At 40.0% G+C, this 10,172-nt stretch carries 18 protein-coding genes; all 18 read right to left on the bottom strand.

Translation table 11 applies throughout. The features are described from left to right. Nucleotides 1–6: 6 nt before the first annotated feature. Nucleotides 7–1,272, bottom strand: coding sequence for a transcription termination factor Rho (gene rho, locus TEL01S_RS03020; protein ID WP_028843381.1), 1,266 nt, complete (start codon nt 1,270–1,272; stop codon nt 7–9). Nucleotides 1,273–1,473: 201 nt separating this feature from the next. Continuing rightward, nucleotides 1,474–1,854 (bottom strand): 50S ribosomal protein L17, encoded by a 381-nt coding sequence (gene rplQ, locus TEL01S_RS03015; protein WP_012002655.1) that lies wholly within the window; start codon nt 1,852–1,854, stop codon nt 1,474–1,476. 5 nt (nt 1,855–1,859) lie between these two features. Continuing rightward, nucleotides 1,860–2,858: a DNA-directed RNA polymerase subunit alpha gene (locus TEL01S_RS03010; RefSeq protein WP_012002654.1), complete on the bottom strand. Its 999-nt coding sequence runs from the start codon at nt 2,856–2,858 to the stop codon at nt 1,860–1,862. A 5-nt stretch (nt 2,859–2,863) separates the two neighbouring features. Then, the gene (rpsD, locus tag TEL01S_RS03005) at nt 2,864–3,493 is read right to left on the bottom strand and encodes a 30S ribosomal protein S4 (protein WP_012002653.1); all 630 of its coding nucleotides are present in this window, start codon (nt 3,491–3,493) and stop codon (nt 2,864–2,866) included. Nucleotides 3,494–3,511: 18 nt separating this feature from the next. Continuing rightward, nucleotides 3,512–3,898, bottom strand: a complete 387-nt coding sequence (rpsK, locus tag TEL01S_RS03000; protein WP_012002652.1) for a 30S ribosomal protein S11 — start codon at nt 3,896–3,898, stop codon at nt 3,512–3,514. Nucleotides 3,899–3,916: 18 nt separating this feature from the next. Further along, nucleotides 3,917–4,303 (bottom strand): 30S ribosomal protein S13, encoded by a 387-nt coding sequence (gene rpsM, locus TEL01S_RS02995; protein ID WP_012002651.1) that lies wholly within the window; start codon nt 4,301–4,303, stop codon nt 3,917–3,919. 24 nt (nt 4,304–4,327) lie between these two features. Then, complete coding sequence (gene rpmJ, locus TEL01S_RS10885; protein ID WP_012002650.1) at nt 4,328–4,444, bottom strand: 50S ribosomal protein L36; 117 nt, start codon at nt 4,442–4,444, stop codon at nt 4,328–4,330. Between the two features lie 6 nt (nt 4,445–4,450). Continuing rightward, on the bottom strand, nt 4,451–4,711 hold the full coding sequence (gene infA, locus TEL01S_RS02990) for a translation initiation factor IF-1 (RefSeq protein ID WP_012002649.1): 261 nt from the start codon (nt 4,709–4,711) through the stop codon (nt 4,451–4,453). 11 nt (nt 4,712–4,722) lie between these two features. Beyond that, entirely contained in the window at nt 4,723–5,472 is a 750-nt protein-coding gene (gene map, locus TEL01S_RS02985) for a type I methionyl aminopeptidase (RefSeq protein WP_012002648.1), read from the bottom strand. Further along, on the bottom strand, nt 5,469–6,122 hold the full coding sequence (locus TEL01S_RS02980; RefSeq protein ID WP_012002647.1) for an adenylate kinase: 654 nt from the start codon (nt 6,120–6,122) through the stop codon (nt 5,469–5,471). Before TEL01S_RS02980 ends, map begins: the two co-directional genes overlap by 4 nt. Beyond that, nucleotides 6,119–7,408, bottom strand: a complete 1,290-nt coding sequence (gene secY / locus TEL01S_RS02975; RefSeq protein WP_012002646.1) for a preprotein translocase subunit SecY — start codon at nt 7,406–7,408, stop codon at nt 6,119–6,121. Before secY ends, TEL01S_RS02980 begins: the two co-directional genes overlap by 4 nt. A 1-nt stretch (nt 7,409) precedes the next feature. Further along, nucleotides 7,410–7,856: a 50S ribosomal protein L15 gene (gene rplO, locus TEL01S_RS02970; protein ID WP_012002645.1), complete on the bottom strand. Its 447-nt coding sequence runs from the start codon at nt 7,854–7,856 to the stop codon at nt 7,410–7,412. A 3-nt stretch (nt 7,857–7,859) separates the two neighbouring features. Continuing rightward, entirely contained in the window at nt 7,860–8,051 is a 192-nt protein-coding gene (gene rpmD, locus TEL01S_RS02965) for a 50S ribosomal protein L30 (protein ID WP_012002644.1), read from the bottom strand. 2 nt (nt 8,052–8,053) lie between these two features. Then, entirely contained in the window at nt 8,054–8,590 is a 537-nt protein-coding gene (rpsE, locus tag TEL01S_RS02960) for a 30S ribosomal protein S5 (RefSeq protein WP_012002643.1), read from the bottom strand. A gap of 15 nt (nt 8,591–8,605) precedes the next feature. Next, nucleotides 8,606–8,974: a 50S ribosomal protein L18 gene (gene rplR, locus TEL01S_RS02955; RefSeq protein WP_012002642.1), complete on the bottom strand. Its 369-nt coding sequence runs from the start codon at nt 8,972–8,974 to the stop codon at nt 8,606–8,608. Nucleotides 8,975–8,988: 14 nt separating this feature from the next. Beyond that, entirely contained in the window at nt 8,989–9,543 is a 555-nt protein-coding gene (gene rplF, locus TEL01S_RS02950; protein WP_028843382.1) for a 50S ribosomal protein L6, read from the bottom strand. A gap of 12 nt (nt 9,544–9,555) precedes the next feature. Beyond that, complete coding sequence (rpsH, locus tag TEL01S_RS02945; RefSeq protein ID WP_012002640.1) at nt 9,556–9,960, bottom strand: 30S ribosomal protein S8; 405 nt, start codon at nt 9,958–9,960, stop codon at nt 9,556–9,558. Between the two features lie 13 nt (nt 9,961–9,973). Then, complete coding sequence (locus TEL01S_RS02940; RefSeq protein WP_012002639.1) at nt 9,974–10,159, bottom strand: type Z 30S ribosomal protein S14; 186 nt, start codon at nt 10,157–10,159, stop codon at nt 9,974–9,976. Between the last annotated feature and the right edge of the window lie 13 nt (nt 10,160–10,172).

Genomic DNA, 10,172 nt, shown 5'->3' with positions numbered 1-10,172 from the left:
CTCCAGCTAATATTTTACCTTTTGTTGATCTATCAGCGCAAGAAAATCCTCATTTGATTCTGTTTCTTCAAGTTTCCTTAAGATCAGCATCAAACCTTCCTCTTCAGTCATCCCACCAAGCATTCTTCTCAATATCCAAACCTTTTTCAATGTATCTTCATCAAGCAGAAGTTCTTCTTTTCTTGTTCCAGAAAGTTGTAAATTAATAGCTGGAAAGATTCTTTTATTTGCCAGCTGTCTTGATAGTACCAGTTCCATATTTCCTGTTCCTTTGAATTCTTCAAATATAACTTCATCCATCTTTGAACCAGTTTCAATCAGAGCGGTTGCTATAATAGTGAGACTTCCTCCTTCTCTTGTATTTCGAGCTGCTCCGAAAAAGTGTTTGGGTTTGTACAACGCCGCCGGATCAACCCCACCACTCAGCAATTTGCCACTGGGGGGGACCTGAATGTTGTAAACGCGAGCAAGCCGCGTCAGACTATCAAGCAATACCACTACATCATGACCGTATTCAACCAATCTTTTTGCCATTTCCAAGGTTAACTCTGCAACTTTTATTTGCTTATCTGGTGCCATATCAAATGGGGCCGCTATAACCTGCGCACTGACAGATTCCTTTATGTCTGTCACTTCTTCCGGACGCTCATCTATAAGCAAAACTATTCTGTGACTTTCCGGATGATTTATCGCTATCCCATTGGCAATTTCTTTCAGTAAAGTGGTTTTACCAGCTTTGGGTGGCGCAACTATCATACCTCTTTGCCCTTTACCCATTGGAGCAAATATGTCTATGAGTCTTGTTGAAAGAACTTTCTGATTTGTTTCTAACAAAAATCGTTCTCGTGGATAATCTGGCGTGAGATTCTCGAAGTTCACTCTTTCACTTGTGGCTTCTGGCGGCCTAAAATTAACAGCTTCAATTTTTATCATTGCAAAGAATTTTTCAGTATCCTTTGGTGGTCTTATAATTCCCGAGATGATATCCCCAGTGTTAAGGTTGAATTTTCTTATCTGGGATTGAGACAGGTAGATATCATTGGCACTTGGGAGAAGATTGTCTCCACTCCTCAGAAACCCATAGCCATCCGGTAGTATTTCTAACACGCCTGTGCCAAAAAACAAACCATGTGACTTGGCCTGAGCTTCAAGAATAGCAAAGATAAGATCCCTTTTTCTCAAGCTGGTATATCTTGGTACATCATATTTCTTAGCCAGATCGTATAATTCTCTTATAGTCATTCGTTCGAGATCTTCGACTTTAACCGCCACAAGTTCGCTTTTGTCTTGATCGTTGTTTGCCAAGCAAAAACACCTCCAAATTGTATACAACGTCTTGTTTATGTTGCTGAGGAATAGAAAACGACAATTTCGGCTGGATAAGCATAAGAGGTTACAATTAGAATTTACCAGATAAAAACTATTTAGTCAAGAGACATCCAAAAAAGAGACCCCTCTTGCGAGGGGATGATTTCAATCACTTTCTATAATTTGAAGCAAAGCCATTTCTGCTGCATCTCCACGTCTCATACCCATTTTTACAATTCTTGTGAAGCCGCTTGTCTTTTTTGTAGATTTAGCTATTTCATCAACAAGTTTATTGGTTAATCTTCTGCTCAAAAGATAATAATTTATCTGCCTTCTCAAAGCCACACTTTCGCTTTTATTAGACGTTTTCGCTGCTTTAACCGCTTTAGTCATTAGTTTATCAAACATTCTCTGAACAACTTTTGCTTTAGTAACAGTTGTAACAATACTTTTGTGTTCGACCAGTTCTCTCATTTGATTTCTCAACAGCATACGACTGTGGCTGCCATAAGAACCTATTTTGTTTCTCAGCATTCTGTGCCTCATCCAAATCATCCTCCTTTTTTGAGACTGAGGCCAAATTTTTCAAGAAGTTTCTGCTTAACTTCGTCAAGAGATTTCGGACCAAAGTTCTTTATTTTCAACAAATCCTCTTCAGTTCTTTTCAGTAGATCTCCTATAGTTTCAATTTTATCTCTCCTGAGGCAATTCAAAGATCTGATAGTGAGTTCAAGTTCGTCTATCTTTTTCGAATAAACAGCCTCTTCTTCACTGACTGTTTGCTCTACTTTCACTTCTTCCTGGGAAATTGGAACAAACTCAGTTGTTAGAGGAGGCATACCTTCTGGCAAACTATCTGTTATGATTTGCAGATGGTTCATCAATATATCGACAGCTCTTTTCAAAGCTTCGTTGGGAAATATCGTCTTTTTGGTCCATATCTCAAGTATCATTTTGTCATAATCTGTTCGTTTCTCAACTCTTGCACTCTCAACTCTGAAATTTACTTTCATAACAGGCGAAAAAACACCATCAATCGGTATCCATCCTATTTCAGGATGATCATCCATCTCCTGGGCAGGGACAAACCCTTTTCCAGCCTGGGCATACAGCTCAAAAAATAAATCAGCTTCCTCATCCAGGGTAGCTATTTTTAGCGAAGGATTTGCTATCTCAAAACCAGCAGGGACCTTTATATCTGCAGCAGTCAGGTTACCTGGTCCCCTTTTTTCCACAGTCATCTTGACCCTTTCACGTACAGGGACATCTGCCCTAAGCTGAATTCTCTTGAGATTGAGTATAATCTCAAGAATATCTTCCTTGACTCCAGGTAAAGTATCAAACTCATGGTATTTCTCAGGTTTTATAAATCTGATTCCTACAATCGCAACAGAAGGTATTGAAGAAAGAAGAACCCTTCGCAATGCATTCCCAATAGTTGTACCATAACCTTTTTCCATCGGGGAAAGAACATATCTTGCATAATAATATTCAGTTTCAGAACGTTCTTCCTCAATTTTCAACTTTTTTGGTATAACATATTCTATCACACTCATCACCTCGAGTAGAATTCAACGATTGCCTGGACATCAACTGGTAGATCTGTGACTTCTTCTAAGTTTGGAAGACGTAGAAAAGTTCCCCTATAAGAATCAAAATCAACCTCTACCCAAGGCACCTGAGTCCTATCTTTCGAGCTTTCTACAGCATGCTTAATGGCAGCCAGTGATCTGCTCTTTTCTCTTACTTCAACGATATCACCTGGCCTGAGTTTGTAAGAAGGTATATCTATCTTCACACCATTTACAGAAAAATGTCCATGAGTTACAAGTTGTCTTGCTTGCCTTCTGCTGATAGCAAATCCTAATCTGTAGACTATGTTGTCAACACGGGATTCTACCAATCTGACAAGATTTTCTCGTGTATCGCCAGACATTCCCAGGGCTTTTTCAAAATAGTGCTCGAATTGTCTTTCGGGAATGCCGTATATAACTCTCATTACTTGCTTGGCGCGTAATTGTGTGCCATACTGGGAGAGTTTACCGCGTTGCCGTCCATGATCGCCAGGCGCATATGGTCTTTTGTCAAACGCACAGTGCTCAGTAAAACAACGTTCTCCCTTTAAGTAAAGCTTCATTCCTTCTCTGCGACAGAGTCTGCATATAGGTCCAGTATATCTTGCCATTCAATTCCCTCCTTTATACTATACCCTGCGTTTCTTTTTCGGCCGGCATCCATTGAATGGTATAGGCGTAACATCTTTGATGCTATCTACCTCTAAACCAGCTGCCTGAAGTGTCCTGATTGCAGCTTCTCTACCCGGTCCAGGTCCTTTTACAAGTACATCAACTCTTTTTATACCAAGCCTTAAAGCTTCTTTTGCGATCTTATCTGCTGCAAGCTGAGCAGCATATGGTGTTCCTTTTCTGGTTCCCTCGAATCCCGCCGTACCTCCACTGGACCATAAAATCGTTGCCCCATCTGCATCCGAGAGAGTTATAACAGTGTTGTTGAAAGTAGATTTTATATGAACAACTCCACGATCTGTTAGAATTTTTCTCTTTTTCTTTCCTTCTGATCTTCTTGCCATCTTAGCACCTCCCTGACTTTAGACTGTCTGCTCTTTTTTCTTTTTAGTTTTTATTCTACTTGGTCTTGGACCTTTACGTGTCCTTGCATTTGATCTCGTTCTCTGGCCTCTAACAGGCAACCCAAGTTTGTGTCTGAAACCACGATAACAGCCGATATCTATTAATCTTTTTATATTTCTGTTAATATCTGTTCTGAGCTCTCCCTCAACTTTGTAATGATCCTGAATAAATTTGGTAATTTTACTAACTTCCTCATCTGTTAAATCTTTTACTCTCTTGTCTGGATTTATGCCCGTATTTTTCAATATTTCAAAAGCTCGTGTTCTTCCTACTCCATATAAATAAGTTAGCGCAACAAAGCATTTCTTATTGCCGGGCAGCTCAACACCTACTATACGCGCCATCTATTTCCCTCCTTAAACATGAAGTCAACCCTGTTTCTGGTTATGTTTTGGATTTGCTTTACAGATTATTAATACTCGCCCATGTCTTTTAATTACCTGACAGTGTTCGCATCTTTTTTTCACAGAAGACCTGACTTTCATTATAAATCAGCTCCTTTCACCAGTGCCTTCATCAGATCCTTTTCTATCTAATTTTTTTCTGTAAACTATCCGGCCTTTCGTTAAATCATATATCGACAACTCTACAACAACTCTATCTCCTGGAAAAAGTCTGATGAAATTTTTTCTCATCCTCCCAGAAATCTGAGCCAAGATTTTGTGACCATTATCCAGTTCAACAAGGAATGTCGCGTTTCTTCTAGCTTCTGTGATGGTTCCTTCCATTTTAATCACATCATCCTTCGGCATTTCACCACCTCTTAAAACTTCGTTAGAACCTCTGCCCCATCCTTAGTAACAAGTACCGTATGCTCAAAATGAACGCTTCTTTTTCCATCAACCATTACGACAGTCCATCCATCATTCAATACAGAAACCTGCCAATCACCTTCACAAACCATGACCTCGATTGCAATTGTCATCTTATCCATGATTAAAGCACCTGTACCGGGTTTTCCATAATTTGGTATTTCAGGTTCTTCGTGGAGATTTCTTCCTATACCATGTCCTACATAGTCCCGAATAACATTAAAACCATTTGCTTCAACATATGATTGAATAGCATAAGATATATCACCGACTCTTACACCATTTCGAACAATCCCTATAGCTTTCTCTAAAGCTTCTTTTCCTACGCATAGCAATTTTTGAGCCACATTATCTGCGAAACCAACACAATATGTAATAGCGCCATCTCCATAATAACCTTCATATATTGCTCCTAAATCAATCGAAACAAGATCACCTTGCTTGAAAACCTTTCTTTCAAGGGGAGATCCATGAAGTACTTCTTCATTCACAGAAACGCAGGTTGCATATTGATAACCTCTGTATCCTTTGAAAGCTGGTTTCACCCCAAGTTCATCAAATCTTTTAAGAACATATTCTTCGACATTCTTAGCTGTTACTCCTTCTTTAATGATTTTTCCAAGCTCCTTTAAAACTATTCCCACAGCTTGACATGCTTTTTTCATGTACTCTAACTCCAAGGAGGATTTTAACCTGATCAAGATATCACCTTTTTCAACAATCTCGAGACATCTTCAACCAATTTTCTGTGATCTCTCTCAGAATTAACTGATACGAGAATATCTCTGCCGCTATAATACTCTACAAGCGGTGCAGTCGTCTCGAGATAAAGTCTGTAGCGTTTTCTCACCACTTCTTCTTTATCATCCTCACGAATTACAAGCTGTTCTCCACAATCGTCACAAATTTGATCACTCACTGGTGGCATTGAAATTAAATTGTAAATCTTGCCACATTTTGGGCAGATTCTCCTACTGGTCAATCTTTTTACAACTGTTTCTTCACTCGCTTCAAGATAGATTGCCAAATCCAATTTTTTTGACATCTTTTGTAAAATTTCATCCAAAGCGATAGCCTGTGCAATTGTTCTGGGATAACCATCAAATATGAATCCCTTTTCACAATCCTGCTTTCTCAATCTTTCCTCAACTACTTGGTTCACAATTTCATCAGGTACAAGAGCACCTGAACTGAGAATATTCTGTACTTTTACGCCCAACTCCGTGCCAGCAGCCACTGCTTCTCTAAACATATCTCCGGTAGAGATATGAGGCACACTAAACATAATCGATAAATCTTTTGCAAGAGTACCTTTCCCCGCACCGGGGGCACCAAGCAAAACTATTTTCATCTTCCCTTAATCCTGCCTTTCTTTATGAATCCCTCATAATGTCTCATGATCAAATGAGCTTCCATTTGCTGAACCACATCTAATGCAACACCAACGGCTATCAAAGTGGATGTTCCACCCACTATGATATCTACATTGGTTACAGCCTGAACCAAATGGGGTAAAAGTGCTATCAGCACTAAAAACAACGCTCCCATAAAAGTAACCCTGTTAATTATTCTCTGAATATACTCCTCCGTGGATTTACCGGGTCTTATGCCAGGTATGAATCCACCGTATTTCCTGACATTTTCCGAAACATCGTGTGGATCAAAAACAACTACACTGTAAAAATAAGTGAAGAAGAAAACCAATAAACCATAGATCACCACATAAAGAAGACTTCCTGGACCAAGAATACGTCTCAATGTCTCCCAACCAGCCATTTGCGCAATTGCGGCGGGTATCATAATTATAGCACTTGCAAAGATTATTGGGATAACGCCACCCTGATTAACCTTCACAGGTATATATGTTGAGGCTCCTCCGTAGATTCTTCTTCCTGTAACCCGACTGGCGTACTGAATATTTATGCGCCTTTCTGCCTGCTGCACGTATACAATACCCGCTATCGTTACCAAAGAAACAACTATCAAGAAGATCCAGCCAAAAATATTCAATCTTCCAAGCAATATACGACCAAAGTAATTTGGATATCTGGCTACAATACCAGCAAAGATCAATATTGAAATACCATTTCCAATACCGCGTTCAGTTATTCTATCCCCCAACCACAGCAAAAACATGGTCCCTGCAAGCATTGAAATAGTCGAAATCATGGTAAAAGCAAATGGATTGAGACCATATGAAACTATATCTGGATTCTGCCTGACAAGACTGAAAGAAACTATAAAAGATTGAAATGCACCCAGAATCACCGTTAAATTTCGTGTATATTGAGCAAACTTTTTTCTGCCTTCTTCTCCCTCCCTCAAAAGATCTCTGAGTTTGGGAATAACAGATGAAAGAAGCTGCAAAACAATCGAGGCATTTATATATGGCGTCACACTCATTGCAAAAATAGAGAAATTCTCCAGGGCACCCCCTGTAAATACATCGTAAAAGCTCAGTATCCCACCTGCCGCTGATTCACCAAATCTCTTAAATGCTTCTCCCCACGCTTGGATATTTATACCAGGTATTGGTATATATATACCCAGTCTAAAAACAATCAACGTGGCAACCGTAAACAAAATTCTATTTCGCAACTCCGGTATTTTAAAGGCGTTTTGAAGCGCTTTCCACACGCTATATCACCTCTACCTTGCCACCAACCATCTCTATAGCTTTTTTTGCGCTATTGCTGAAGGCATGTGCTTTAACTATTAATGGCTTTGTCAGCTCTCCTGAACCAAGTATTTTTACACCATCTTTGATCTTTTTTATGAATCCCTTTTCAAGTAATAATTCTGGAGTAATCTCATCGTTAGCACTGAATTTTTCCTCGAGTAACCTTATATTTACTATTGCATAGTTTTTGTGCGTAAAGCTTTTAAATCCAACTTTTGGAAGTCTTCTGTGAAGAGGAGTTTGACCTCCCTCAAGCCACATGTGGACCTTACCGGAGCCGCGAGATTTCTGCCCCTTATGACCTCTGCCACTGGTCTTACCATGGCCAGATCCAATACCTCTGCCAACTCTTTTTCGGGGTTTAACAGAGCCTGGAGTTGGTCTGAGATCCTCAAGTTTTGTCATGGTTCATTCCTCCTCCTCAAGTGCTTTTACTAAAACAAGGTGCCTTACTTTGTTAATCATCCCTCTTATCTGAGGTATATCCGGTTGTATCACAACATCATGAACCTTTCTCAGGCCAAGAGCTTTAAGCGTATCACGCTGATCATATTTATAACCTATTGGGCTTTTGACAAGCTCTATCTTAATTTTTGCCATATTTAAGCCTCCTTCCTGGCTCCATATAAAACCTGAGCAGGAGTTATATCTCTCAACTTGGCTGCTTTTTCAGGAGAAACAAGGTCTTTCAATCCGTTAAGAGTTGCAAGAGCTAAATTCACCGACGCAGTTGATCCAAGGCATTTAGTTAACACATTCTGAACGCCAGCAAGCTCAACAACAGCCCTGACTGTACTTCCAGCAATAATTCCCGTGCCTGGTGCAGCAGGTCTTAAAAGCACTTTTGACGCATCTTGTCTTCCAAAAACCTCGTGCGGGATAGTTGTTTTGTAAAGAGGAATCTCAACAACTGAAGCACGAGCAGCCGCTATAGCTTTTCTTATAGCCTCCGGTACTTCTCTTGCTTTACCTACGCCAACTCCAACTTTTCCCTTTCTATTTCCAACAACAGCAAGCACTCTGAAACTTAAAGTTTTTCCTCCTTTAGTAACCTTTGCTGTTCTTCTGATTTCAACTATACGTTCCTCAAATTCCTCAGATTCCTTTTTTTCCAATTCTTCCTCGAGTATCTCATCCATTTTTTCAGCACCTCCTCAGAACTTCAAACCAGCTTCTCTCGCTGCATCAGCGAGTTCCCTGATCCTGCCGTGGAATTTAAAGCCACCGCGGTCAAAAACAACCTGTGATATTCCTTTGCTCAAAGCTTTTTGGGCGACAAGTTTTCCTACTTCTTTAGCAGCCTCTTTGTTGTATGTTTTTGCTATTCTTGCCCTCAGATCAGGATCAAGGGTCGAAGCCGAAACAAGAGTGTGTCCTTTTGTATCATCAATTATCTGAGCATATATATGTTTCTCGCTTCTGAATACAGAAAGTCTTGGTCTTTCAGAAGTCCCAAAGACTTTTTTTCTGATTCGCAGATGCCTTTTTATCCTTTTGAATTTTCTATCTTCTTTTTTTATCACGTCACATGCCTCCCTTAAGCTTTCTTACCTTCCTTCAATTTCACTACTTCGTTTCTGTATTTCACACCTTTACCGCTGTAAACATTGACTTTTCTCCAGGACCTAACTTCTGCAGCAAACTGACCAACTTTTTGTTTGTCAATTCCTTTAACAACAACGACATTCGGTGCAGGAACTTCGACAGACACGCCTGCTGGTGGCTCAAGAACAATAGGGTGAGTGTATCCCAATTGCAAAGAAACTTTATTACCCTGAAGTTGAGCCCTGTAACCAACCCCGACTATTTCCAGTTGCTTCTCAAATCCCTCAGTCACGCCGGCTATCATATTTTTAATCAAAGACCAGTAAGTACCCTGAAATGTCCTCAGCATTTTTCTCTGGGACCTGCGAACTATAGATTCCTCGTTTTGTTGAACCCAGAGTTTATTTTCTTCAATAGCCACTTTAATATAAGGAGATAAGCGTTGCGATAAAGTCCCCTTTGGTCCCTTAACGCTTATCATGTCCCCTTCTATATTAATTTGAACTCCCGAAGGTATCAAGATCGGTTTTTTTCCAAGTTTAGACATTTCTTCACCTCCTCACCATATATATGCTATGACTTCGCCTCCAACTCCAAGGACACGAGCTTCTTTATCAGTCACTACGCCCTTAGAGGTAGTGAGTATTGCGACACCTATACCGTTTTTCACCTTGGGTATCTCATCTTTTGAGACGTACAGGCGCCTTCCAGGCTTCGAAACTCTCACGATTCCCTTGATAACTCTTTCTCTATCTCTTCTCTGGCCCTTGTATTTCATGTGTATTCTCAAAATTCCCTGTTTACCATCCTCTATATACTTATAATCATGTATGAATCCTTCCTTTTTCAATATTTCACAGATCGCCTTTTTAATGTTTGAGGCAGGAACATCTACGTATTCTTTAAAAACCACATTAGCGTTCCTTATTCTCGTGAGCATATCGGCTATCGGGTCACTCCACATGATTTTCCCTCCCTTACCAGCTTGCCTTTTTGACACCAGGGAGTTTGCCTTCAAGTGCCATTTTCCTGAAGCAAACTCTGCACAAGCCGAATTCTCTATAAACAGCTTTTGGTCTTCCACACACGGAACATCTAGTGTATTCGCGAACTTTAAACTTTTTTGGCCTCTTCCATCTTTCTATTATTCCTTTTCTCGGCATTGTTTACCTCCTC

The organism is Pseudothermotoga elfii DSM 9442 = NBRC 107921 (genome assembly GCF_000504085.1).
In the GTDB taxonomy this organism is placed as follows: Bacteria; Thermotogota; Thermotogae; order Thermotogales; family DSM-5069; genus Pseudothermotoga_B; species Pseudothermotoga_B elfii.
Note: the sequence above shows the minus strand (reverse complement) of the source record. Positions and strands in the feature narration are given on the sequence as shown.